This is a genomic window from Laceyella sacchari (assembly GCF_024927925.1).
Lineage (GTDB): Bacteria > Bacillota > Bacilli > Thermoactinomycetales > Thermoactinomycetaceae > Laceyella > Laceyella sacchari.
In genome coordinates this window covers 2,868,115-2,892,789 of record NZ_CP103866.1, presented here as the reverse complement: position 1 = coordinate 2,892,789, position 24,675 = coordinate 2,868,115, and the positions used below count along the sequence as shown (strand labels likewise).

The window sequence follows — 24,675 nt, the reverse complement described above, 5'->3', positions numbered from 1 at the left end:
GAGGAAAATGAATGGGCAGACCAAATTTGATTGAACGGTTGCGGAGCGAGTTGCTCGTGGGCGACGGGGCGATGACCACTTATTTGTATCAGCAGGGCGTTTCCATCGGCGAATGTACCGAAGAGTTGGTGCTAAGCGATCCCAAACTGGTGGCGGGAGTGCACCAAGCTTATTATGAAGCGGGAGCGCGAGTGATAGAGACGCATACGTATGGTGCCAACCGGGAGCGGTTGACGCGGTATGGGCTGGAAGGGAAAGTGACGCGCCTCAACCGGGAAGCGGTGCGATTGGCCCGGGAATCGGTGGGGGATGATGCCTACATCTTGGGATCGATCGGTTCCATCTGTGCCGGGCGTGTGCCGGCCTATGATGAAGAGGAATACCGCGACATGTATGAAGAGCAAGCCACAGCGCTGTTGCATGCCGGAGTGGATGGCATTCTGTTGGAAACATTTCTCGATGTAAAGGAAATGCTGTTGGCTGTCGAAGTGATCCGTCCTCTGACCAACCTTCCGTTGCTGGCTCAGTTTTCCATGTTGGAAGTGGGCCGGACGCGTGATGCGTTTTCCATCTCTACCGCGTTTCAGTTGTTGGCTGAGCAGGGGGTAGATGGCGTCGGTCTCAATTGCCGTTTGGGGCCGATGGAATTATTGCGCGGATTGGAGAAAACGGTGGTGCCGGAACAATTGGTTATTACCGCGTTTCCCAATGCCAGCCGGTTAGGGATCACTGATGGGGAGTTGGCATATAAATCCAATCCCGCCTATTTTGAACAAACAGCGGAGTTGTTGGTGGAGCAAGGGGTCAGCTTGTTGGGGGGATGTTGCGGCACGACCCCTGAACACATCCGGTTGCTGGCCCAAAGCCTGAAAGGAAGAAAGCCGGTGCCACGCCGCAATCCGCAGAATCGGGAGACAGCACAACCGGTAGCGGTGGAGATAACCGAGCGCGTCAAACCGACGGTTGTAGAGAAAGTGCGCCATAAACGGACGATCGTGTGCGAATTTGACACACCCAAGGACTTGGACATTTCTGCTTTTTTGCATGGTGCCAGCCGATTGCAACAAGCAGGGGTTGATGCGATCACGATGGCCGACAACTCCTTGGCCACTGCCCGCATGAGCAATTTGGCCTTGGGGGCGATTTTAAAAGAGAAGATGGGAATTGAGCCACTTGTCCATGTTGCCTGTCGCGACCGCAACCTATTGGGGCAACAATCACACTTGATGGGCCTTCATGCGTTAGGCATCGACCAAATCCTCGTCATCACCGGAGATCCCACGCGGATGGGCGACTTGCCGGGAGCCAGCTCCATCTATGATGTTACTTCGTTTGAGCTGATCCGCATGGTGAAGCAACTAAATGAGGGAATCTCCTTTGCCGGACGCCAATTGAAACAAAAAGCCCGGTTTGTCGTCGGGGCAGCGTTTAATCCGCACGTGCGCCAATTGGACGCAGCTGTGCGCCGCTTGGAGAAAAAAGTGGAGGCAGGGGCCGATTTCATTATGACTCAGCCTGTGTACGACGCCCAAGGAATCATCGATGTGCATGAAGCGACGAAACACATCCCCATTCCCATCTTCATCGGGATCATGCCGTTGACGGGGTATCGCAATGCGCTATTTTTGCATAATGAAGTACCAGGGATAAAAATTTCGCCAGAAGTGTTAAAGCGCATGGAGCAACAGCCAGACAAAGCGGCAGGGCGCCGGGAAGGCGTGGCGATAGCGAAGGAATTGCTGGAAGTGGCATTATCCCGTTTCAACGGGATTTACTTGATTACTCCCTTCTCATATTGGCAGATGTCTGAGGAGCTGATCCGCTTCATCCATCAATACGACAGCCAACACATTGCTTTGCGGGCCTGATGGAGACCGGCTCTGCACAGGCAAAAAAAATCCCCCCTGTTGTTACAGGGGGGATAACCATGGAAACACCCAAAACCAAACCAAAACTGAGATGAAAAAGTTCAGGTACATAATCATTCGAGGCGACAAACGATTTTGTGTCAACTTTTTATCATTTTTTTAGATTTTATGTTGCAACCATTGGAATGATTGGACTTTCGGATAACTATTTGACGAGCATTCGTTGCATTCCTTTCATTCGACACAACAAGACAAGAGATGTCAAAATCATGAGAAAAGATGAATTTTAATTTTGTATTAGGTGAGAGAAATTGAGTCTCCTGGGCAGGAGGTTGGTCGTGTCCTGGGAGTTAATCATTTTCCAAATGGGAAATTTGCTTAACAAACAGTAACAATTGAACAGAAACAGGGATGAATTGTCCATATTTTGAATTAAAGTAGCTTTTTCTTTACGTTTATTCTGTTATATAGTATAAATTTAAAGGCGAATGAGTCGAAGGAGGGAAGCCGGGGAGATGTATGCGAATATTCTGGAACATGGCCTGTTGCTGTTCTCCATGCTGATCTCATTTATTTTGGCGGGCCTGTACATACGCGAACGTATTAAAAACAAGGAGAACTAGGCTTGCAACTTCACCCGGCCACAATCGCCGGACCCGCTTTGCTCGGTCGAACCCGTTTTTTATAAGCACTCATTATTGGTTTAAAAACCTCGCGGAGCATGGCGGGGTTTTTTTGTGCAAAAAAGAAAGGATGCCCTCCCAAATTGTATGGAGGGAAGGCGGTTTGTTAACAACAGCAACTGCTTTCGTGCCGTCTTGATGAAGATACGTGTGAGGAAGAACAATGACGCGGAGGAACGGGATGGGGACGGCGGCGGCTGCAACAATATTTCATATGCCACTTCAGCATTGCCATTTCGAATTTATGGCAGATTTTCAATTGCATATACAGATTTCTCAAAGCATGGGGATCACACGGCAAACGGTGCATCATATGATGGTGCCCCGGATATGGATGCGGCATTGGCATGGGCATCGGTTGCGCCGGCGGGCAAGGTCTCATGGGCGGGCATGGCGGCATCGGTTTCATGGGTGGCATGGGCGGCATTGGTGGCATCGGTGGCATCGGCTTTGCAGGTGGTGCCGGCGGCGTGTAAGGTTTTTGCGGTCTTTCCATGTTCTCACTTCCTTCATTTGTGATGACAGTGTATCTTATGAATGCCCCCGTGCGAATGTACCGTGCAGACCAGCCCATCTTTTGGGATGGCTGAGCCGGGCGACCTTCCCTTGGTTCCAGTTGGAGAATAAGCTATAATGAGATGGACTATGCCTCGGACCAAACGGGGTCGGGAGGGAAACAGGAATGGAAGTAGTGAAAATCACACCGCGCGGATACTGCTATGGCGTGGTCGATGCCATGGTTTTGGCTCGGCAAGCCGCCAAAAATCTGGACTTGCCGCGTCCGATATACATTTTGGGCATGATCGTTCACAACAGCCATGTCGTGGACGCCTTTGAAGATGAAGGCATCATCACCCTGGATGGAGAAAATCGCTTCGAGCTTCTTGATAAAGTGGACAAGGGGACGGTGATCTTCACGGCTCACGGCGTTTCGCCAGAGGTGCGCAAGAAGGCGCGGGCCAAAGGGCTGACGATTGTGGACGCCACATGCCCGGATGTAACTCGTACCCATGATTTGATTCGCGAAAAAGTGGCTGACGGATATGAAGTGATCTACATTGGGAAGAAGAACCATCCGGAGCCGGAAGGAGCCATGGGCGTCGCTCCGGGGCGTGTGCACCTGATTGAGAAGGAAGAAGATATCGAGAAGCTGGAGCTGAACACAGATCGGCTGTTGGTTACCAACCAAACGACCATGAGCCAATGGGATACAGCTCATTTGATGAATAAAGTGCGCGCCAAGTTCCCGACGGTTGAGATTCACAATGAAATCTGCCTTGCAACGCAAGAGAGACAAGAAGCAGTTGCCGAACAAGCCAGAGAGACAGATTTGGTGATTGTGGTAGGAGATCCGCGCAGCAACAATTCTAACCGCTTAGCACAGGTGGCCAAAGAGATCGCCGGCGTAGAGGCGTACCGGATCAGCGATGTGACGGAATTGAACATCGAGTGGCTGAAAGGGAAGAAAAAAGTGGGCGTGACGGCGGGCGCATCCACCCCGACGCCGATTACCCGCGAAGTGATTCAGTTTCTGGAGCAGTTTGATGAGAACGATCCCAGCACTTGGGTGATTGAGCGCAAAGTGGACATGAAGAAAATCTTGCCGCCAGTGCGAGAGAAAAAGTTAAATCAGCAAAAATAGAAAACCGGGGTAACCCCGGTTTTTTGTTGGATGGATGTGCTTGATTATTCTAACAATTAGGTGAAACGTAAGCATGTCATCTTTGTTGGTAGCGGGTAGCCATGAAGTCGTAGCATTGGTTCATGGTACCGCGGAATTCCACCTGATGATCCTTTTTCATGGGATTATACCAGGCGAAGTAGTTGTCCTCGTGAATGATGGATGGTGGTAATTTTTCAGAATCTCTTATGACATAATACATCTTTTTGAACACACCTCCTAGATGTAGTATGTTCAAAAAGACGAAATTTAACCCGGATTTGCCAAAAAAATTAACTTTTTAGCACGGCCAAGGGGAGAGCGACCAATTCTTCAGTCCCTTCCCAATTCCCCCAAGCCATCACCCCGTTGAGATAATCCACATAGAAGCGGCGCGTTTCTCCTTCCACCGCATACCATTGTTTCGGAGGGATGGTGGCGGGATCGATTAAATACGAGCGGGCCAGTTTGCGTTTTTGGCTGATGATATTTACTTGGCTGTCTAATCCGTGTTCTCTCGCCCACTTCTCTTCCTGTTCCAGCTGGCGAATCGTTTCGGCAAGGGTTTCTTTGTCCATCTGGCTGAAGCGCATCTTCGTTTCCTCCTTTGTATTACAATCACATGTTACAATGAAAAAGACTGGAGGTGAAGGGGATTACTGTTTTCTTGCTATTTGTCGATGGAGTAGGGTTGGGTGACGATGCGGAATACAATCCTTGGGTGACTGAGCCGACGCCGCATATCAGAAGCTGGTTGAGCGGAATACCCCTTAGCCGTGCGTCGGTTGGTGTACATGGAAAAGAAGTGCACCTGATTGCGACGGACACCCGGCTCGGGGTGGAGGGATTGCCGCAGAGTGCAACAGGCCAAGCAGCTATTTTTACCGGTAGAAATGCGCCGCAAGCAATGGGGATGCATATGGCCGGGCTGCCGTTTCGCCGGTTGCGCGAATGGGTTCAGGAAGATAATATCTATAAGCAATTTGCCCGCAAAGGTTGGAAAGCGACATTTGCCAATAGCTACACGCAGGAATATTTTGAGCGACCAGCGACCAAACGTGGCTGGATTTCCGTGTCAACCGCGACGATGCTTTCAGCGCAGATGCCGGTTCGATACCTGCCAGATTTGTTGCGGGGAGAAGCGGTATATCATGATTTGACCAGGCACACGTTGAAGGAGCATTTGCCCGAGGTGGACGAGATTACGCCCGAAACGGCGGCCGAACATCTCACCCGCTTGGGACGCGACCATGATTTGGTGGTGCATGAATTTTTTTTGAGTGATCGCGCGGGGCACAAGCATGATCCTGAGCTGGTGCGGTGGGTGGTGGAGACATTGGACCGGTTCCTGGGAGCCATGCTACGGTTGCGTCAACGCCAAGATACGATTGTGCTGGTGAGCGACCATGGGAATATGGAGGACTTGCGCGTGCGCACCCATACCATGAACCCGGTTCCGACATTGGTGGCCGGAGATATCGGGGCGATCGAAGACGGGCAAGTGGCTGAGTGGAATTTATGCTGTATTGCACCGCTACTGCAGCGGTTGGTGGAACGGTGCCAGAAAGGAGAAAGCTAAGATGTCGACAAGGTATATTCCACAGATTCGGCAGGCAGTCATACCGGAAGACGGAGGATGGGCGGAATTGAGTAACGGCGCAGTGCTGATATTGTCCATTCCGGAATGGACGGAATCGAATCAGGCACTGACCCGGGAAATGCAATCCGTCTGGTTGTATGATCGGGCGAATGACGCTTATTTGTATTGTTTCAAATTGGCTGACGGCCAAGAATATGCAATTGCTTTTGCCAAAGAACACGCCGGGGTGCTGTTGGCGGACGAGCGGACAAAGGAGCCGTTTGCTATGTTGATCACGGCACAGCCATTAGCCGCTGAAGAATATTCCCCTTACTTGCTGATCTCTGACGTGGTGTTGAAAAAACACCCCAAGGCTGGATGGTGAATCAGCGGATGATGACAGTGGTGCCGATCGGAACCAAGCGGGCTAATTCGTTTACATGATGGTTGTACATGCGAATGCAACCTCTGGAAACCCGTTTGCCGATCGAAGACGGGCGGTTGGTGCCGTGAATGCCATAATGGGGCCGAGACAGTCCCAGCCAGTATGTGCCGAAGGGGCTAAGGGGTCCGCCGGGATAACTGTTAGGGTAGGGGACTTTGTTGATGATGCGGTACGTGCCTTCGGGGGTGGCGCTGGCCGCCCGGCCGATTGCGATGGGATAAGATCTGATCAGCTTGCCGTTTTGGTATAGGTATAACCGAAATCGTTTTAATTCAATCACAATCAAATACATAATAAAATCACTCCTTTTCTACAACATACGAAGAAAAGGAGTGATGCATGCTCCTATGATTTTAGCCATCGTCCATGTTGCAGAGGAAACCGTTAAACAACAAGATTTCCCCTTCTCGTTCATGTTCTTCTCGCAAGCGATCCAACAATTTTTTATATTCATTTGCGCGCGGCTCCATCGCCAGCACTTTAATTAGCGCCCGAATGACGATACCTCGCTCTCTGGGGGATAAGTACATCGTTCAGCCTCCTGCGGTGAAGGATGTGCGTATGGGGCGAATTCTGCGAATCCGATTACCCTAATGCCTTATCCTTCCCGTTTCAAAGGATTTTAGACATTCGGGACTAGAGGTGTGTCTGATAAATAGGCCAGCGGCTCCCAAACCATTTTCTTATTTACTTCACTGGTGCATCGGCGCTCCTTCCCCACCAACTTGATTTAACAGACACCTCTTGGAATCAATATAGATCAAACATATTGACGTTGTAGTGCAATTCCTTTAAATACTCAAAGAGTTGGGAACGATGATGGGACAGGTGGGTCAAAATTTCGATCAGCCATTTGGAATAGGAAATGCCTTCCTGGCTGTAAAACGGTTTGCCCGTTTTGTGGACAAAGTCCTCGACGGTTAAGTCCGCCATGTATGATTTTAGGCGGTCTGCGCCGGAGTGCAAGAGATTCAGCAGTTCCACCGCATTGTGGGTAAACAGTTCCTTTTCCAGTTTACGTATGGAGATTTCGTCTTGTTCCTGAATGATGGCTAAATCGACAGTGGGGATTTGGACGAGATGATTGACAACTTCAAGGAGAGTGCGCATCGCGGATTGCGGTTGGTAATGCCAATCCTTGTCTTCGATTTTTTCAATCAATGCAGCAGTGGTGCGAACCATTAAATCCAACTCTTCAAAGAGGTGTTGCCTGATTTGGCAAATGGCGGTCAATGCTCCTCATCCTTTCTGTTGTGTATTGGAAATGGCAAAATGGTTAATCGGATTTATTCTCTGCCAGGAGCATGAAACCCTTTGAAAGCAAACGGCTGAAATGACATTAATTTACAATGAAGACGGGATGAGTGTGTCCATCTGGTTGTGGTAAAAAACGGGGCAGGAGTGAGATCATTTTTGCCTAAAATAACTGTTGCAGTTCATAAAGAGATGTGTTAAGTTAATGATTGTGACATTGAGCTAGTAGGATCCAGGATTCACTTAAAGGGTTGGGACCTCACTGGACTAACCTTCCCCCGTGGTGAACAAGCAGATCCTAGCGGAATTTGGCTCACACCAACTTTTTGCTAGGAAGGGGGCCGAAAGATATGGAATTTTCTACTTTCGGAAGACATGTAGCGATGGACGCGTGGGGCGTTGACTTTGATCTGATCAATGATGTTGCGTTTTTGGAGCATCATATGAAAGAAGCTGCCAAAGCATGTGGGGCGACGATTTTGTCTGTACAATCCCAACAATTTGAGCCCCAGGGGGCCACAGTGCTTGTGATGCTCTCAGAAAGTCATCTGACGATTCATACCTATCCGGAAAAAGGGTTCGCTGCCCTGGATTGTTACACCTGTGGTCACACTGTTGATCCCATGATCGCCATCAAATACATGATCGATGTGCTGAAGCCGACGCAAGCATTTTCGAAAGTGCTTCGCAGAGGTGTAGGGCCGATTGAGGTCATCCAACCAGACGTAGCTACGTTGACTAGAGAAGAAGTGACTGTTTGAACATAGAAAACATGTGGTAGCCGACTAAGGTCTCACGATGGGAGATTTTAGTCGGCTTTACTTAATTTTGCGCATGAAGAAATAAAAAAACCGACTCGCTAGCGAGTCGGTTTTTTTATTTTTATTGTTGGGAATGAATCAGTGCGCGGACTTGATCGCCATCTTCCAACTGAAGGGCTTTGTCCGCCAGCGCTTTGGCTTTGGCGCTGTCGATGAGGCGCACGCGTTGCTTCACTTCCGGAATCGCGGATGCGCTCATGGACAGCTCATGCAATCCGAGACCGACCAAGATTTCCGTCATGGTTACATCTCCGGCCAGCTCTCCACACATGCCTACCAAGATACCCGCTTGATCGGCAGCGTCACAAGTCATTTTGACCAAACGCAACACCGCGGGATGGGCAGCGTCGTACAGATGGGCCACTTGCTCATTGCCACGGTCTGCGGCCAAGGTGTACTGAGTCAAGTCATTGGTGCCGATGCTCATGAAGTCTACTTCTTTTGCCAAGAGATCGGCGGTCACGGCTGCAGCCGGTACTTCGATCATGATGCCGACTTTGATGTCGTCGGCGACCTCTGTCCCTGCACTGGTGAGTTCTTGCCGGCATTCTTCCAACAAGGCTTTGGCTGCACGGATTTCAGACAGGTTCTCGATCATCGGGAACATGATCCACAAGTTACCATGTACGCTTGCCCGCAACAGCGCCTTCAATTGCGTTTTGAAGACGTCTGGGTTGGCTAAGCAATAACGGATGGCGCGGTGGCCGAGGAAAGGATTCTCCTCTTTCGGCAAATCAGCATATGGCAGGTCTTTGTCCCCGCCGATATCCAAGGTACGGATCACCACTGGTCGTCCGTTAAAGGCGGAGAGCACTTTGGCATAAGCTTGGTATTGCTCTTCCTCGGTTGGCCAGTGATCGCTTTCCAAGTACAAGAATTCGGTGCGGAACAAGCCGACTCCCTCGGCATGGTTTTTGACTGCCAGCTCGATGTCATTCAAGCTGCCGATGTTGGCGAATGTTTGAATCCGTTTGCCGTCTGCCGTATAGGCATCAGCTGCTGCCTCTTTCAAAGCGGCTTCCCGTGCTTCTTTTTGGGCGGCGATGAGTTTGCGAGCCTCTTGTTCTTCTGCTTCGCCAGGGTTGAGGATGATCGTACCTTTATCCCCGTTCACGATCAATTTGTCGTCATCTTGAATGTGGTTAATCAATGCACCCAACCCTAGCACTGCCGGAATGCCCAAGGTGCGAGCCATGATTGCCGCGTGCGCGGTTTTGCTTCCTTTGGCTGTCACCATGCCGGCGATGCCTTCCGGAAACTGTGCGGTGTCTGATGGGGTTAATTCTTCGGCGACAACCACATCTCCCGCTTTCAACTGCGAGGGGTCGAACGGCTTTTTGCCAAGCAGGTTCAGCAACAACCGAGAGCCCACATCACGGATGTCGTCGGCACGGGCCTGCATGTATTCGTCATCGAGCGACGCCATCAACGCGCTCATCTCTTCCGTCACTTCTTGGCAGATCGCCTCTGCGTTTTTTTTCTGGCTATGGATGCGGTTTTCCATTTCACCGGTGAAACCGGGGTCGTCCAAAAACGCCAAATGAGCGTCAAACACTTGCGCTTCTTCCTCGCCCATGCGCTCCGCCGCTGTTTGGCGCAAAGTGTTGATTTGCTCTTTGGTTTGATTGATGGCTTGTTTCAACTTTGCCGTTTCCGCTTGCGTGTCGGCAACCGTTTTCACCGTGACTGTGGGTTGCTCTTTGCGCCACCATACAGCGGTACCCAGATTGATGCCCGGTGCGGCGCCTACGCCTTGGATGGTTTGGCTCACTGTGGAATCCCCCTTAATCATTACGAAAGCGTTGCGATGATTTCCGCCAATTTATTGACAGCTGCTTCTGCATCTTCGCCTTCAGCGCGGATCGTAATCTCATCATTTTGTTTGGCAGCCAAGGACATTACGCCGAGCAAACTTTTAGCGTCTACTTCTTTTCCGTTTTTCACTAATTTGATAACGCTTTTGAATGCGGAAGCCTCTTTCACCAAAAGAGCTGCTGGACGTGCATGCAATCCGCTTGCGTTGGTAATGGTTACTGTTTTTTCCATAGGTCTTCACAAATCCTTTCTTACGGTTTATTTGAATGGGGCGTACGGCCTTCCCGAGAATGGCTCGCATGCCTGCCAGAATGGATGCCCCCGTTTGGCGGGAAGATCCGCGATGTTTTTTTCATCTTCTGGCGCTGTTTGTGACAGTTTAAGGTGTCAGATGAAACAGCGTTTTTGTTGTACGCTTTCATTTGTCTGTGTGCCAAAGGCGTTATGGTTCAAGAGGAGAAAGGAATGGGGGCGAGCGCCATTGCTTGCTCCAACACTTTTTCGCCGTTCATGGTGGCGAAGGCTACCGGGTTCACCATGGCCAAGGGGATGGCATGGGCATCCGCCTTTTTTTGCAGGTCACGCTTATGATGTCCGATTTGCGGCTCCAATAAAATCACATCAACCAGCGGCAACTTCGCTTGGCACTCATGGATCCCGACGGCTTCAGCCACTAATGGAACCCCTTTGTCCTGCGCGGCTTCATTGATTTTTCGACAAAGCACGCCGGAAGAGGCGCCCCAACTGCACACAAGCAATAAACGGATGGTGCGACCCATCGGTTTGTCCCTCCCCGGTGACAGGTTTTTTACTTCAAGATGGAAAAACCGTTTTCGGGGGATGGCACCCATATGACGTGCAATTTTGATGCCAACCCTCGTAACGGGCGGTAAATGAAGATGAACCGGGAAAGTGTGCAAAAACAGGTTGCACACTTCACACGGTTCATGAAGAAATGGGTCTGTTTGGTGGTTCAGCAGACAAACGAGCCAGTTCATGCGCGGCGGCGGGCGGAAAACGGACACCCATGTCTTGTTCCAATTGTTGCAGAAAACCCTCCCACAGCGTCAGATGGGCGGTAGGCGGTTTGGGAGCAGGTGGACTTTGGGTGGTCACTTTGGCTTGCGCCCGGTGTAATTGGGCAGCGAGGAGTTGATCCATGTAAATGCCCACGTGCATCCACATGCCCATCTCCCGTTCGGGCGTCCAATCGAACAGTTCCCGAAAGCGGGGCGCTTCTTGCTCAATCAATCGCACCAATCGTTTGGGGTTATAATGGGTTATTGTGTCCAAAAGCCCTTGAAGGATGAGTTCGGGCACCCGTTTCGGCGTCAACGGGATTTCCGATTCTTGCACCAACTGTGGTTTGCGGGTCTTAGCCAAATGGTGCGTCAACTTGCGGAATCCTTCTGGTTGGTACAACTCCCATGCCGGGAAATAAGGGATATCCGTCAAAGCGGGCGGAACCGTGCCTACGATGGCGATCAGGTCATAGGTTTCCTGCAGTTGTACTAACCCTTGGGACCGGCGCGTAAACGGATCGATTTGCGCCGAGCGGATGACCACATCGCTGTCGGCGGCCGGCAGGCGCTTTTTTAACCAACTTTCCAGCGTGGACGCGGCTCCTTCCCCGGTGAGACAGACTGTGGCGATGCACCGCTGTTTGGTCTGATCGGTTTGTCCATCCAGCGAGAAAAAGAGGGCGATCAAGTCCAATTCATATTCAGGCAGGCGCAGTCGGTAATGCTCTTCCAAAGCACGGCCGATTTGCCGCGCTATTTTTTTGTGCAGAGGCAGGACAGGCAAGTCGGATGGCACGGGTTGGGCTGGGCGCCGTTCGGGTTGCCGGATGAAGGCTTGGATGTGCAATGCCAATGCTTTCAAGGGAAATGACTGTGCCGCTTGCGGGAGTTTGTCACGCCACGGTGATAGTGTCCGCTCCAACAATTGGAGCAATTGTGGGTCTAGCGGCGGTTCGCTTTCCTGGGAATCGCCCGGCTTGAATGAGGTGACCAAGCGGCGGATGTAGGAATTGACAGTTTCCTGAAGTTCCCGTTCCATTTCCAGCGGTGTCGCTCCTTGCTGTGACAACAGGGCATGGCGATGCAACAGTTGCTCATAAATATTGTCTGAGGGTACCTGTTTCAAGCGGGAAGCGATGGCCGTGGTCACCGGCCCTTGTTGGCGCAAGTGTGTCGGCAAATCGTTGATGGTGACGATCACTTGGTCTTTGCGGTGACCAAGCTGACGCAAAAAGGCCCTGGCGCAAGCGATTTGAATGTCACTTTTCAATTGGCCGATATTGCCCGGGCAGGGATAAGACAAAAAACGGGCCCGGCATTCCTCTGTTACAGTCAAGGGTACTCCCATTTGGGTTTCTTCCTCTTTTAAGAAAGTGGAGAGTAGTTTCGCCCGTTCTTGTGGAGGGCGTTCACGCAGCGGAGGAATGGTCAGCTTGACTGAAAAACGGCGCATCAATGTGGGCAGTAAGGCGGTATCTGGTGCTTCCGTGGTAGCACCGATCAGGCGGATGGCCACCGTTCGTTCAGCATGGGTCTCCCCTAGCCGACGAAAGCTCCCCTGATCCATTAGGGAGAACAGCATTTCCTGGCCCGATGGGGGAAGGCGGTGGATCTCATCCAAAAAAAGAATGCCGCGATCGGCTCGTTCCACCAAGCCTGGCTTGTCTTCTACGGCTCCGGTGAAGGCGCCTTTTTTCACCCCGAATAGCTGGGCCAGCAAGAGTTCCGGATTTTGGGCGTATTCGGCACAGTTGAAGGTGATAAACGGTGTGCCCGGCGATAAGTGGCCTGCTTCCGTGGCCACTTGAACCAGTGTTTGCGCCATGTGCGTTTTTCCTACCCCCGTTTCACCAGTGAGCAAGATGGGTAATCCGTGTGGGGGATACAATAAAGCCGCCAATGCTTCTTTCAACAGGTCGGCGATCCCGGAATGGGCCGCTTGCATCGGGAATGGAGCCTCTGGCTGGGTTGGACGGTACAAAACTGGTCGTCCGGCAATTTTTTCCGCTAACCCTTGTTTGACAAGTTGGTTGAGGTAACGACTGACGGTTGAACGGTCTAAGTCCAACTGCTTTGCCAACTCTCCCGCAGTGGTTCCTGCTGGCTGTTTGCTCAGTTGTTGATGGATGGCATCAAGTTTTTTCATACTTCTTTTCGCTCCGTGTAAAAGTTGGTGATTTTATCATACACACTTTGCACAGTAATTGTCGATTGGATTCCTTAGGATTGATTGGCAAGTTAAGGGATTAAGAAGCGCTGTTTTCTGCGGAAATCATTTCGAGAGCAGGAAGAATGTCTTATATGAAGAAATTCAATTAAGAATGACCGATTCAGCGCATAAGATAAGAGAGGGAACAAAATGGAAAAGAAATGGCAAGAGTTGAAAAAGCGGCTCAAGGAAATTTATGATTTGCAATCTGTGATCGCACTGTTGGATTGGGATCAAAATACATACATGCCCCATGCGGCAGGAGGTGCGCGGGGTAGCCAATTGGCGACATTGGGGCGAATTGCGCATGATAAGCTGACTGATCCCCGCTTGGGTGAACTGTTGGAAGAACTGGATGGTCAATGGCCGTCTGACTCCCTTGAAGCGGATTTGATCCGTGCGGCAAAAAGAGAAGTTGACAGGGAAACAAAGGTGCCGGCTGATTTTATTTCCCGCTTCTATCAAAATTCCGCCGAAACGTATCAGGCTTGGGTGGCCGCCCGGGAGGAAAATCGTTTTGACAAGGTGGTTCCGCATCTGGAACGGACATTGGAGCTGAGCCGGGAATACGCCCATTATTTCTCCGGGTTTGATCATGTGGCTGATCCGCTGATCGACCGCACCGACTATGGCATGAAAGCCAAAGAGCTACAAGCGTTGTTCGGGGAGTTGCGCAAGCAGTTGGTACCATTGGTGGAGCAGGTGACAGCCGGTCCGGAGGTGTCGCAAGCCTGCATTAAACAGCACTTTGCTAAAGAAAAGCAATTGGCTTATGTGAAGCAACTGATCAGCGCTATGGGATTTGATTTTAACCGTGGGCGGCTTGACTTGTCACCTCATCCGTTCATGATTCGATTGGCACACGATGATGTGCGAATTACAACGCGGGTCAATGAAGAGGATGTGACGGAGGTGCTGTTTAGCACCATCCATGAAACGGGTCACGCCTTTTATGAGTTGGGCATAGACGCTGATTTGGAAGGAACACCGTTGCACAAGGGAGCCTCGTCAGGGATCCATGAAAGCCAATCCCGCTTGTGGGAAAATGTCGTCGGCCGAAGCCGGGCATTCTGGCAAGCGCACTATCCTTCTTTACAAGCCGCTTTTCCCTCCCAGCTGGGGAATGTTTCCTTGGATGACTTCGTGCGGGCGATCAACCGGGCGGAGAAGTCGCTTATTCGCATTGAAGCAGATGAATTCACATACAATCTGCATGTAATCATCCGCTTTGATTTGGAATTGGCCATGCTGGAAGGAAAACTGGAAGTCAAAGATTTGCCGGAGATGTGGCGCTCCCGCTTCCAAAGCGATCTTGGTATCAGTCCGACGGATGATAACCACGGAGTGCTTCAAGATATTCATTGGTACGCAGACTTCATCGGCGGAATGTTTCAAGGATACACCCTTGGCAACATCCTCAGTTGCCAATTTTATGAGGCCGCATGCCGCGTCCATCCGCAGATACCGGACGAAATCGCGGACGGAAACGTATCGACCCTCCATGGTTGGTTAAAGGAGAACGTATACCGCCACGGAAGCAGGTGGACGGCGAAGGAGTTGGTGCGGCGAGCGACCGGTTCTGAGATGACGATTGCTCCTTACATCGCTTATCTGAAGCGGAAAGCAGACGAGTTGCACCTCGGGCGTTAAGCCTCGCCCCATCCCTGCGCATCATAACTCGCGGGGGTGGGGCAGTTTGGTGCTGGGCCGTCTTCGTCTGTGTGCGAAAAATATACACAAATCGTTTAATTGATCGCGAAGGTTGTGAATTGACGCCGCTTAAAATTAAGTTTATCGTGGAAGATAGATTATTGACGGTAATGTTTACAAGCTTGACAATCGGACTTCCACAAGGGGAAAGATAGGTTGATCAATAATGGAGCAGATGAATATAAAAAAGTGGATCAAGCCAGCGGTGGAAGCTCTTCCGTCTAAGCGGGTGATTCTGCTGGCGTTTGCCGTGCTGCTGGTGTTTGTGATGGTAGCTATTCCCTTGTTTAATCGCTTGATGTATCCGCTTGAATATGAAGAGTACATCTTTGATAGTGCACAAGAGACGGGAGCGGATCCATTTCTGGTCATGGCGGTGATCCGCCAGGAGAGCAAGTTTGATCCAGACAAGAAATCGGCGGTTGGCGCGCAAGGGCTGATGCAGCTTATGCCGTCAACAGTCAATGATATCATTCGGGACGGACATTTTTCGCCAGCTGTTCGCGACTATGTGTTTGACCCAGCGACGAATATCCGGTTGGGTAGCTGGTACATCAAGTTTTTAAGTGACCGTTACAAAGGGAATTATGTAGCTGTGATTGCCGCGTACAATGGCGGCTTGGGAAATGTGGACAAATGGATAAGCTCCGGGGTCTGGGACGGGACGAGGCAAAACCTCGATCAGATCAAATACGGTGAGACACGCCATTATGTGGCTCGTGTAAGCTATTACTACGAAAAGTACAAACAGTTGTACAAGGATAATTACGAAGAGTATCTGAGAGAACAGAAGGAGAAAAAACAGAAGCAATAATAAAAATCCGGCTGGGATTCCACCGGATTTTTCCCTTTTCGGCGGAGTGCAGGAGATCAGAGGCAGATGAAAGAAAAGTTATCCCGTCGGCAGGCGATCTTGTTTCTAGCGACCCTTGGGCGGGATGACCCCGGAGAAGCTGCTGTAAGCGGCTTGAGCATTTGGTTGCCGCCGAAGATGGCGACAAAGGTGTCAAAAGGGGAGGAGAAGCCGGTGGATAGGGAGAAGGAGAAGCAACAGCGCGTCAATCGCTTTAACCGGGCTTCGCTCATTTATGACGATTATGCGGAGAGTTACCGGAAAGTCGCTTGCCGTCTGCTGATGCAACTGGATCGCCATGGGTGGCCGCCACCGCGTAGGATATTGGATGTCGGATGCGGGACGGGCCATATGACGCAATTGATTCTGGAGGCATTTCCGGAAGCGGAGGTCGTCGCTCTGGATATCGCTGACCGCATGGTGCGGGCCACCTGTGAGAAGGTGGGGGATGATCGCTCCCGGCTGAAAGTGGTGGTCGGCGATGTGGAGGATGTCGACTTGAGCGGGTTGGGGCCGTTTGGTCTGATTGTGTGCAATGCGGTGTGCCATTGGTTTCGGGAGCCGCTGAAGACGTTTGGCAGATTGGCGGATAATCTGGAAACGGGCGGCCGCCTGCTAGCTTCCATTTACGGGCCGGACAACTGCGCTGAATTGGGTGCGCTGTTTGGCCAAGTGGAGGAAGAATGGAATCTCCCTCGCGAGCAACACTTGTTTCCCACCCGTTCATCGAAAGAGTGGGAAGAGTTATTGACGGCAGCTGGACTTGCCAAAATCGACTCGTGGGAGAGTTGGATGCGCTTGGAATATGCGAACGGCCTTTCCTTTTTGAAAGCGATCAAGGCGGTGGGGGAAGCGGCTGGTCGGACAAGCCATCCCCTTTGGCTTCAACGGCGCATACTTCTGGAGGTGATCCGGCGTTATGAACGGGCACACCGATGTGGAAGCGGAGTGTATGCCACCATACATTTTTTGCAGTTTCTTTTTGAAAAGACAGATGACCCATCAGAGGTAATGCTGTTTAAATAACATGAATTTATGATAGGATTAGGTTGAAAACATCGAAAGGGCTGAAAATGAATGTTAAAAAACATCTTTGCTTCTTTTGGGTTCGGCGCTGCAAAGGTCGACCTGGTATTAGATGATTTTCGGCTGAAAATGGGACAGCCTGTGACAGGGAAAATCGTCTTGACCGGAGGGCAGGTCGAACAAGCCATCGAAGGGTTGGAAGTGGAGTTTCGCTTGGCTTCCGCTTATCAGCGTGGGGACAATATCGTCAATGTCAACGAAACGATCGCAACCATTCCGGTTACCGAGGAAACCTTTCAGGTGGCCCCAGAAGAAACGAGAGAGTATCCATTCACTTTTGTTTGCCCAGAATTTATTCCGGCGTCATCAGTGAATACGCGATATTATTTCCAAACCAATCTGGAGATCAAAAGCGGCATTGATGCGCAGGATCGCGACTTTGTGGATGTTTACCCATCCGGCCTGCAAGAATATTTCTGGGATGGGTTTAACAAGCTCGGCTTTGTGCCGCAAGAAGAAGGTTACACCGGTAAGAAAGGCGGCGGCTTCCAAATCATCCAGTTCCGGCCGACGGAATGGTTGCGCGGCGAATATGACGAGATCGTCTTTATGTTCCAGCCGGCACATACGCAAAACGGGGTGGCTGGCTTTTTCGAGCTGGACAAAAAGGGCAAAGGCTTACTCGGTCTGTTGGCTGATGAATTGGATTTGGATGAAAAGAAGGGACGGTTTGTGTTCACCAAAGCCGATCTCACTTCTGGCGAGTACGCCGCGGAAACGATTCGGCAGTTTATCAATCACCACTCCAAAGACTTGATCGGCTAACTGGCTAAGCGGCCAGCACAAGATGCCGACAGGCGCTGATAAAGACGCAAAAACCAAGCCATGTGAGATCAGGCTTGGTTTTTGCTTTTTTCTACGCCGCTTATCACATGGTATTTTACGTTGTTTGGGAGAGTCATGATGGAAAGGCACCTTGCAAATGGGTGGCTTTTTTGTGCGTATTACGGGACAAGGAAAAGGGGTGATATTTACATCCGTAGCCAAGTGGACGGGAACGAAGATTTCGGTTTGGCTTCCTTAGCTGACAGTACAACACGGAGATGAAATTGTATCTCGCCTACACGGAAGGCACCTGTTTCATTCATGCTCATTTGGAGAGTGGTTGGTTAACGATTGTAAACTTAATGATGTAATCTTGTTGACAATATAGCGGAATCATTTCTATCATTAATGTAAACCTTTTGTTTGTTTTTGGTTTACAAAAAGGGGGATGGTGGCTTGGCGACGTGGAGTTATGACGAGTTGCTGGAGAAAAATCGGCGCTTTCTATGGAATCCATTTACACAGATGAAGGGGTATTTGGAAGATGAGCCCTTGATCATCGAACGGGGAGAAGGGGTTAAGCTTTACGATGTGCGGGGCCGGGCGTATTACGATGGCAATGCGTCAGTATGGCTCAATGTGCATGGCCACGGGCACCCGAAGCTAAATGCTGCGATTCGAGAACAGCTGGATCAAGTGGCCCACAGCACGTTGTTGGGGATGTCAAGTGTCCCCGCGTTGTTGCTGGCGGAGAAACTGGTGCAGTTGACCCCGGAACGGTTGCAAAAAGTGTTTTATTCCGACAGCGGGGCGGAAGCGGTGGAAATCGGGTTAAAAATGGCTTACCAGTATTGGAAATTGCGGGGACGTCCGGAGAAACAAGTGTTCATCAGCATGAAGAACGCTTATCACGGCGATACGGTCGGAGCGGTGAGCGTAGGAGGGATGGATACGTTTCACGCCACGTTTTCCGGGATGCTGTTTCCAACGCTGAAAGTGTCTTACCCATATCCGTATCGTTTTGATGGTTCACCGGAGGCCTGCCGGCAAGCCTGTTTGGATGAGTTGGCTGGCGTGTTGGCGGAACATGGGGACAAAGTGGCAGGATTGATCGTCGAGCCAATGGTGCAGGGTGCGGGAGGCATGATCATGATGCCGCCAGGAACGCTGGCCGAGATTGAAAAGCTTTGCCGGGCGCATAAGGTGTTGTTGCTCATTGATGAAGTGGCTACCGGATTCGGACGGACTGGGCGGATGTTCGCCTGTGAGCACGAAGCGGTGCAACCGGACATCATGATGGTCGGCAAAAAGCTGACTGGCGGATATCTGCCGGTGGCAGCGACACTCACCTCTGATGAGGTGTATGACGCTTTTTATGGCGAACACCATGAAGGTAAAACGTTCTATCACGGACATTCTTATACGGGAAACCAGCTGGGATGTGCGGTGGCGTTAGCCAATTTGGCATTGTATGAAGAAGAGCGTGTGCTGGAGCATGTGGCTAAGGCCAGCCAGCTTCTGGCGGAGTTGCTGGAGCCGATGAAGGCTCTGCCCCACGTCGGAGAAGTGCGCCAACTCGGCTTGATGGTCGGCATTGAGCTGGTGAAGGATAAGGTAACCAAAGAACCGTATCCGTGGGAGGAAGCGATCGGGGCGCGGGTTTGCCGGCGGGCACGGGAACTGGGTCTGATCACCCGGCCGCTGGATCATGTCGTCACCTTTATGCCACCACTAGCTACCCCCTTCGCCGATTTGCAAGCGATGGTTGGGATTCTCGAACAGGCGATCAGGGAGGGGACAGCGTGATTCCGGGCAGCGGCTTGTTTATCACCGGAACGGGAACGGAAGTTGGCAAGACCGTGGTCACGGCAGCCTTAGCGTGGGCTCTGCGGGAGCAGGGACTCCGCGTCGGAGTGATGAAGCCGGTGCAAAGCGGAGGCCGTTTGACAGACCCTGACACGGATGGGATGCGGTTGAAGACGTGGCTGGATCTTTCTGAACCAGTGGATGAGATCGTCTGTTACCACTTTCCCGAACCGGTGGCACCAGGGCTGGCCGCTGAATGGGCCGGGGTGGAGATTACGCGCGAGTCGATCTTGCACAGGCTGGCAAAACAGGTGCGAGCATGCGATGTGATGCTGGTTGAGGGAGCGGGTGGATGGCTGGTTCCGCTTGGCGCGGATTGGACCATTGCCGACTTAGCTGCTGAAATCGGGTGGCCGGTGGTGATCGTTGCGCATGGACACCTGGGAACGGTCAACCATACGGCGTTGACGGCCTTAGCTATTCGCCAGCAAGGTTTGACGCCGGCTGGGGTCATCTTAAACGGCTGGTCTGCGGGGCTGGACGATCCGAGCGTTGCGGACAATCCGCGCCTGATCAGGCAAGTGGCGAAACTCCCTGTCTGGGGAAGTCTGCCTTGGCTTGCGGGGAAGCTTACCGGGGCAGTGCTTAAAGAAGCGGGGTGCGCGAACCTGGATGTCGGACTGGTCATGGAAACGTTAAAAGGGGGAAACACAAATGGGTAATTGGGAACGGCTGGCGGATAAGGCTTTGGCGGGAGAAAGATTGTCGTTGGAGGAAGGGTTGTCGGTGCTAAAAGCGCCGGACGATGAGGTGTTGCCCCTGTTGCAGGCGGCCTTCCGCGTGCGCCGGACGTATTTTGGCAAGAAGGTAAAGCTCAATATGATCATGAACGCCAAAAGCGGTTTGTGCCCTGAGGATTGCGGCTACTGTTCGCAATCGATCGTTTCCACGGCGCCCATCGAGAAGTACACCTTGCTAAAGAAAGATCAGCTGATCGCAGGGGCCAAAGAGGCGCAACGCCGCAAAGCGGGAACTTATTGCATTGTAGCCAGCGGCCGGGGACCGACCAAAGGAGAATTGGAGGAAGTCATCGCCGCGGTGAAAGAAATTAAGCAAGAGATGCCGTTAAAGATCTGCGCCTGCTTGGGAATTTTGTCTGAAGAGCAAGCTCAACAGCTGAAAGAAGCCGGTGTGGACCGATATAATCACAACTTGAATACCAGCGCCGGACATTACGCCAACATTACGACTACCCATACGTATGAAGACCGGGTGCGTACGGTGGAGATGGCCAAAGCGGCCGGAATCTCCCCTTGTTCGGGTTGCATTATCGGCATGGGCGAGACGATGGAACAAGTAGTTGAGATGGCGTATGGGTTGAGGGAGTTGAATGCGGATTCGGTACCGGTCAACTTCTTGCACGCCATCCCGGGTACCCCGCTTGGACATTTGGATGAGCTCAACCCGCTCTATTGCCTCAAAGTGCTGGCTCTGTTCCGCTTCCTGTTGCCCGACAAAGAGATCCGGGTATCCGGAGGGCGCGAATCCAATTTGCGTCAGTTGCAACCGTTGTCTCTATACCCTGCCAACGCCATCTTTGTCGGCGATTATTTGACGACGGAAGGGCAAGCTGTTTTGACTGACCATCAGATGATAAAGGACATGGGTTTTGAGATTGAGGAGTGCGCACAGTGAGCGAGAGTTGGGAGAGCACGTTACGCGAAGAAACGGGGGCGTGGGCGGAGCGGCATTTGCTCCGTACGCTCATCCCAGCACAACAGGCGGGCCAAACTGTTCTCATCCGAGAGGGGCGGCGACTCCTTAATTTTTCTTCTAACAATTACCTCGGCTTGGCCACTCACCCAAAGTTGGGGCTGGCTGTGGCTGAGTCGGCATCCCAAGGGGTTGGCGGGGTGGCATCCCGGCTGATTATCGGTCACAACGAGGAAACGGAGACGCTGGAGCGGGAAATCGCCCGTTTCAAAGGGACCGAAGCGGCCTTGTTGTTTCCCAACGGGTACATGGCTAACCTGGGTTTGTTGTCCGCCTTGCTGAAGCCGTCAGATGCGGTATTCAGCGACCAGTACAACCATGCCAGCATTGTAGACGGGATTCGGTTGAGCGGTGCCCAATCATACCGTTACCGTCACCTGAACCTGGAACATTTAGAAGTTCTGTTGAAGCGGGCCGATGCCAAAGGAGCCAAGCGCAAGCTGATTGTCACCGATTCGGTGTTCAGCATGGATGGCGATGTGGCACCATTATCCGATCTGGTGCAATTGAAGCGGAAGTATAACGCCGCATTGGTGTTGGACGAGGCACATGCTGCAGGGGTGTGGGGACCCGGCGGGGCGGGTATGGCCCACCATCTGGGGGTGGCGGAGGACGTCGATCTGCATATGGGGACCTTTAGCAAAGCGTTTGGCGTGTACGGCGCATATGTAGCTGGTAAAAAGGAGTGGATTCAATATCTAGTAAACCGTTGTCGCCCATTAATCTACACCACCGCCTTGCCACCGGTGTTAGTGGCGGCGATCCGCACGTCCTTGCGTCTGGTTGAAGCGGGGGACAATCTGCGCCGCGATCTGCATGAACGAAGCGCGTGGTTTCGACAAAAGTTGCAAGAGGCAGGCCTATCCATCGGCGGATCGACTACCCAGATCGTCCCGTGGATTGTGGGCGAGAGCGAACAGGCGATTAAGCTAAGCCGGGCTTTAGCTGAGGAAGGCGTGTTGGCTGTAGCCATCCGTCCGCCGACTGTGCCGGAAGGGCAGAGCCGCCTGCGGTTTTCTCTGATGGCCACCCATACGAAGGCAGAGGTGGAACAGGCGGTAGCGGCGATCCGTCGGGTGGCTGAACAGGGGGCGGTGCGATGAATCAACGGGTTCGCTGTGTTTGGCTGGCGGGTTGGTCGGCCGATGAGCGCTGTTGGCAACCAGTCATCGAGCGCTTGCCAGAGGCTGAACACCAGGTGATCTCTTTTCTTGATATGCCGCCCTCTGCGGAGGAGATTGCGCGCCGCCTTCACATTGCACCCCCGTTTGTGCTGATTGGCTGGTCTATGGGTGCTTTTCTGGCGCTCCAGTATGCAGCCGCATATCCGCAACATGTGACGGAGGTGTGCGTGGTCAGTGGTGCAAGCCAATTCATCACACAGAAACGGGAGGCGCGCCTGCTTGAGAGGATGATGCGCAGAGTGACTGAAGACCTGGAGCAGGTGTTGCAGGAGTTTGACGGGCGTTTGTTCACCGCTATGGAAGTCAAGTGCATTTCCGCTACCAAACGAGTGATTCGCGGCTGTGTGCCTGATGCGAAAATGTTGCTGGACGGCCTTGGCTATTTACGGACGGTTTCCGTTCGTAAACTTGCGCCTTGGCTGCCATTTCCTGTTCACTTGCTCAGTGGAGCTGCGGACCCGATTTGCCCTGTGGCTGGCGCAGAAGAGTTGGCGGAACTGTTGCCGCAAGGCGATCTGACAGTCTGGCCGGAGGTGGGGCACGCGCCATTTTTGAGCCAACCGGATCGATTTGTCGCATGGATGAAGGAGAGGTGCAACATTGATTGACAAACAACGAGTCGCCCGCAGCTTTAATGCGGCCGCGGCCACTTACGACCGATATGCGGACGTGCAACGGAAGATGGCTCGCCAATTGCTCGACTCTGTCATACAAGGGGGTCCATCGCCTCAGCGGGTGTTGGAAGTGGGGTGTGGAACGGGGTATTTGACGGCGTTGTTGGCGGAGGTATTCCCGAAAGCAGAGTTGGTGGCGCTCGATTTGGCCGAAGCGATGGTGAGCGAGGCGAAACGGCGGATGGCGACTGATAGGGTTACATTTATTGTGGCCGATGCGGAAACATGGTCGGCTACAGCCAAGGGAAGCTATGACCTGATTATCTCCAATGCCGCCATTCAGTGGTTTACCCAGCCGCAAACGGTGCTTGAACATTGGTTCCGCTTGTTGTGTCCGGGTGGGCGGATGGTTGCGGGCACATTTGGGTCAGATACATTTGTGGAGTTGCACCGCATCTGTGCCACAGTTGAAAAAGAGTGGGGCTTGCCGCTGCAGACGCATGGTTTGCCGCTGTTGTCGGCAGCGCGTTGGAAAGCGTGGCTAGATGGTGCTGGCTGGATGGAGACGGAGGTACGGGAAGAGAGGGTAACAGTGGAGTTCGCATCTTGTCGCCAATTTTTATCAACGTTGAAAAAGACGGGGGCCAGCCACAGCCAATCTCGCTTACCCTTGGCGACCGAACGGCGGTTGCTCAAAGAAGTCATGAACCGGTATGACCGCGAATATGCGGTACCAGACGGGGTGATGGCCACTTATCACGTGTTGCTGTTGGAAGGGAAAAAAATGGATAAAACATGCCAAACAAGCCGGGTGGTGCGTTAAACACTACCCGGCTTGTGTTGTGATAAAAAGGATGATAAAGGCTCGTAATAGGCTGCTGTGATTGCCACTTGCTTTTGCGGAGAAAATTTGTTATTTTATTAAATTGTATTTTGTTTTTCCCTTTTCTTATAAATGTGTTGGAATCGGTGTGAAATTAACGGATTAAAGCAGGAAATCAGTCAAAAACAAAGAAGAGTGTATAGTACTATTTTAAATAATAACTTTCGCATCGGGGTGATCACATGACCTATCTCTTGCTCATCATCCTGACCTATCTGATGATGGCCGCGAATCGCCGATTGTTGGGAATCCCCGGCTTTTTCTATTACAACTGTGTCCGTCCGTTTCTGAAACTGGCCTATCGTGACCGAGTGAATCGGGTGGAAGAGGTGTACTATTGGGATATGGCGGAAGCAGTTGGCGAAAAGGCACAATGGGCCATCTTGCCTTCCTACTTGATTGCGATAGACATCTTGCCGCAGATGGAATGGTGGATACACGCCATTGTTTTTTGTTTGATTCATTATCTGTGGTGGGTCTTTTTGTCGTTTCAGCAAATGAAAAAGTACATCCCACAAACACCTGCCTTGCGGCCGCGGACGTCACCTTCGCGGGTGCAACAAGCGTAAGGAAGGGATTGGATGGGCAGATTCAGGAAAGCGCGCCAGAGAGAGGGGGTCTTACCAAACAGGTAGAACCCCTTTT

Annotated in this window: 26 protein-coding genes; 18 read left to right on the top strand and 8 right to left on the bottom strand. The window is 51.8% G+C overall.

The features are described 5' to 3' along the window. The first annotated feature begins 11 nt into the window (after positions 1 to 11). The 4 genes from NYR52_RS14165 (at position 12) to NYR52_RS14150 (ending at position 4,404) form a co-directional block, all read left to right on the top strand. Positions 12 to 1,868, top strand: a complete 1,857-nt coding sequence (locus NYR52_RS14165; protein WP_132221217.1) for a bifunctional homocysteine S-methyltransferase/methylenetetrahydrofolate reductase — start codon at positions 12 to 14, stop codon at positions 1,866 to 1,868. 1,030 nt (positions 1,869 to 2,898) lie between these two features. Next, entirely contained in the window at positions 2,899 to 3,027 is a 129-nt protein-coding gene (locus NYR52_RS14160) for a hypothetical protein (RefSeq protein ID WP_259435873.1), read from the top strand. Positions 3,028 to 3,233: 206 nt separating this feature from the next. Continuing rightward, on the top strand, positions 3,234 to 4,193 hold the full coding sequence (locus NYR52_RS14155; RefSeq protein WP_259435872.1) for a 4-hydroxy-3-methylbut-2-enyl diphosphate reductase: 960 nt from the start codon (positions 3,234 to 3,236) through the stop codon (positions 4,191 to 4,193). 73 nt (positions 4,194 to 4,266) lie between these two features. Next, positions 4,267 to 4,404 carry a hypothetical protein gene (locus NYR52_RS14150; protein WP_158283282.1) on the top strand — a complete coding sequence of 46 codons (138 nt, stop codon included), beginning with the start codon at positions 4,267 to 4,269 and terminating at the stop codon, positions 4,402 to 4,404. 100 nt (positions 4,405 to 4,504) lie between these two features. Here NYR52_RS14150 and NYR52_RS14145 read toward each other — a convergent pair whose 3' ends face one another. Next, on the bottom strand, positions 4,505 to 4,804 hold the full coding sequence (locus tag NYR52_RS14145; RefSeq protein ID WP_132221213.1) for a DUF1811 family protein: 300 nt from the start codon (positions 4,802 to 4,804) through the stop codon (positions 4,505 to 4,507). Between the two features lie 74 nt (positions 4,805 to 4,878). Here NYR52_RS14145 and NYR52_RS14140 point away from each other — a divergent pair, with 74 nt between their 5' ends. Both NYR52_RS14140 and NYR52_RS14135 read left to right on the top strand, forming a co-directional pair. After that, positions 4,879 to 5,790, top strand: coding sequence for an alkaline phosphatase family protein (locus tag NYR52_RS14140; RefSeq protein ID WP_259435871.1), 912 nt, complete (start codon positions 4,879 to 4,881; stop codon positions 5,788 to 5,790). A gap of 1 nt (position 5,791) precedes the next feature. Continuing rightward, the gene (locus NYR52_RS14135; RefSeq protein WP_022737095.1) at positions 5,792 to 6,175 is read left to right on the top strand and encodes a hypothetical protein; all 384 of its coding nucleotides are present in this window, start codon (positions 5,792 to 5,794) and stop codon (positions 6,173 to 6,175) included. A gap of 1 nt (position 6,176) precedes the next feature. Here NYR52_RS14135 and NYR52_RS14130 read toward each other — a convergent pair whose 3' ends face one another. From NYR52_RS14130 to NYR52_RS14120, 3 genes are all read right to left on the bottom strand, one after another. Next, positions 6,177 to 6,527, bottom strand: a complete 351-nt coding sequence (locus tag NYR52_RS14130) for a L,D-transpeptidase (protein ID WP_132221209.1) — start codon at positions 6,525 to 6,527, stop codon at positions 6,177 to 6,179. A 61-nt stretch (positions 6,528 to 6,588) separates the two neighbouring features. After that, the gene (locus NYR52_RS14125) at positions 6,589 to 6,765 is read right to left on the bottom strand and encodes a hypothetical protein (RefSeq protein ID WP_259435870.1); all 177 of its coding nucleotides are present in this window, start codon (positions 6,763 to 6,765) and stop codon (positions 6,589 to 6,591) included. 220 nt (positions 6,766 to 6,985) lie between these two features. Next, positions 6,986 to 7,468 (bottom strand): DinB family protein, encoded by a 483-nt coding sequence (locus NYR52_RS14120; protein WP_259435869.1) that lies wholly within the window; start codon positions 7,466 to 7,468, stop codon positions 6,986 to 6,988. Positions 7,469 to 7,839: 371 nt separating this feature from the next. Between NYR52_RS14120 and speD the strand changes: the two genes are divergently transcribed. Continuing rightward, positions 7,840 to 8,250 carry an adenosylmethionine decarboxylase gene (speD, locus tag NYR52_RS14115; RefSeq protein WP_022737091.1) on the top strand — a complete coding sequence of 137 codons (411 nt, stop codon included), beginning with the start codon at positions 7,840 to 7,842 and terminating at the stop codon, positions 8,248 to 8,250. 121 nt (positions 8,251 to 8,371) lie between these two features. On the opposite strand, the gene ptsP is transcribed toward speD, so the two are convergent. The 4 genes from ptsP to NYR52_RS14095 all read right to left on the bottom strand — a co-directional run bounded on the left by ptsP (position 8,372) and on the right by NYR52_RS14095 (position 13,293). Continuing rightward, complete coding sequence (gene ptsP, locus NYR52_RS14110; RefSeq protein ID WP_259435868.1) at positions 8,372 to 10,081, bottom strand: phosphoenolpyruvate--protein phosphotransferase; 1,710 nt, start codon at positions 10,079 to 10,081, stop codon at positions 8,372 to 8,374. Positions 10,082 to 10,101: 20 nt separating this feature from the next. Next, complete coding sequence (locus tag NYR52_RS14105) at positions 10,102 to 10,356, bottom strand: HPr family phosphocarrier protein (RefSeq protein ID WP_022737089.1); 255 nt, start codon at positions 10,354 to 10,356, stop codon at positions 10,102 to 10,104. Between the two features lie 218 nt (positions 10,357 to 10,574). Then, a complete protein-coding gene (locus tag NYR52_RS14100) occupies positions 10,575 to 10,904 on the bottom strand; it encodes a PTS sugar transporter subunit IIB (protein ID WP_259435867.1) in 330 nt (109 codons plus the stop codon). A 166-nt stretch (positions 10,905 to 11,070) separates the two neighbouring features. Further along, positions 11,071 to 13,293: a sigma 54-interacting transcriptional regulator gene (locus tag NYR52_RS14095; RefSeq protein WP_259435866.1), complete on the bottom strand. Its 2,223-nt coding sequence runs from the start codon at positions 13,291 to 13,293 to the stop codon at positions 11,071 to 11,073. A gap of 213 nt (positions 13,294 to 13,506) precedes the next feature. Here NYR52_RS14095 and NYR52_RS14090 point away from each other — a divergent pair, with 213 nt between their 5' ends. The 11 genes from NYR52_RS14090 (at position 13,507) to NYR52_RS14040 (ending at position 24,599) form a co-directional block, all read left to right on the top strand. Then, positions 13,507 to 15,006, top strand: coding sequence for a carboxypeptidase M32 (locus NYR52_RS14090; RefSeq protein ID WP_259435865.1), 1,500 nt, complete (start codon positions 13,507 to 13,509; stop codon positions 15,004 to 15,006). Between the two features lie 226 nt (positions 15,007 to 15,232). Then, positions 15,233 to 15,880, top strand: a complete 648-nt coding sequence (locus NYR52_RS14085) for a lytic transglycosylase domain-containing protein (protein WP_054096239.1) — start codon at positions 15,233 to 15,235, stop codon at positions 15,878 to 15,880. A gap of 66 nt (positions 15,881 to 15,946) precedes the next feature. Continuing rightward, the gene (locus NYR52_RS14080) at positions 15,947 to 16,945 is read left to right on the top strand and encodes a methyltransferase domain-containing protein (RefSeq protein ID WP_259435864.1); all 999 of its coding nucleotides are present in this window, start codon (positions 15,947 to 15,949) and stop codon (positions 16,943 to 16,945) included. Positions 16,946 to 16,996: 51 nt separating this feature from the next. Beyond that, positions 16,997 to 17,770 carry a sporulation protein gene (locus NYR52_RS14075; protein WP_132221193.1) on the top strand — a complete coding sequence of 258 codons (774 nt, stop codon included), beginning with the start codon at positions 16,997 to 16,999 and terminating at the stop codon, positions 17,768 to 17,770. Between the two features lie 456 nt (positions 17,771 to 18,226). Continuing rightward, positions 18,227 to 19,576: an adenosylmethionine--8-amino-7-oxononanoate transaminase gene (bioA, locus tag NYR52_RS14070; protein WP_259435863.1), complete on the top strand. Its 1,350-nt coding sequence runs from the start codon at positions 18,227 to 18,229 to the stop codon at positions 19,574 to 19,576. Then, positions 19,573 to 20,298, top strand: coding sequence for a dethiobiotin synthase (gene bioD, locus NYR52_RS14065; protein WP_259435862.1), 726 nt, complete (start codon positions 19,573 to 19,575; stop codon positions 20,296 to 20,298). The genes bioA and bioD overlap by 4 nt, the downstream gene beginning before the upstream one ends. Further along, positions 20,291 to 21,271, top strand: a complete 981-nt coding sequence (bioB, locus tag NYR52_RS14060; RefSeq protein WP_259435861.1) for a biotin synthase BioB — start codon at positions 20,291 to 20,293, stop codon at positions 21,269 to 21,271. Before bioD ends, bioB begins: the two co-directional genes overlap by 8 nt. Next, a complete protein-coding gene (gene bioF / locus NYR52_RS14055; protein ID WP_132221185.1) occupies positions 21,268 to 22,452 on the top strand; it encodes an 8-amino-7-oxononanoate synthase in 1,185 nt (394 codons plus the stop codon). Before bioB ends, bioF begins: the two co-directional genes overlap by 4 nt. After that, entirely contained in the window at positions 22,449 to 23,141 is a 693-nt protein-coding gene (locus NYR52_RS14050; RefSeq protein WP_259435860.1) for an alpha/beta fold hydrolase, read from the top strand. The genes bioF and NYR52_RS14050 overlap by 4 nt, the downstream gene beginning before the upstream one ends. Continuing rightward, on the top strand, positions 23,134 to 23,970 hold the full coding sequence (gene bioC / locus NYR52_RS14045) for a malonyl-ACP O-methyltransferase BioC (RefSeq protein ID WP_259435859.1): 837 nt from the start codon (positions 23,134 to 23,136) through the stop codon (positions 23,968 to 23,970). The genes NYR52_RS14050 and bioC overlap by 8 nt, the downstream gene beginning before the upstream one ends. A 242-nt stretch (positions 23,971 to 24,212) precedes the next feature. Further along, positions 24,213 to 24,599: a hypothetical protein gene (locus tag NYR52_RS14040; protein ID WP_022737075.1), complete on the top strand. Its 387-nt coding sequence runs from the start codon at positions 24,213 to 24,215 to the stop codon at positions 24,597 to 24,599. Positions 24,600 to 24,675 lie beyond the last annotated feature (76 nt).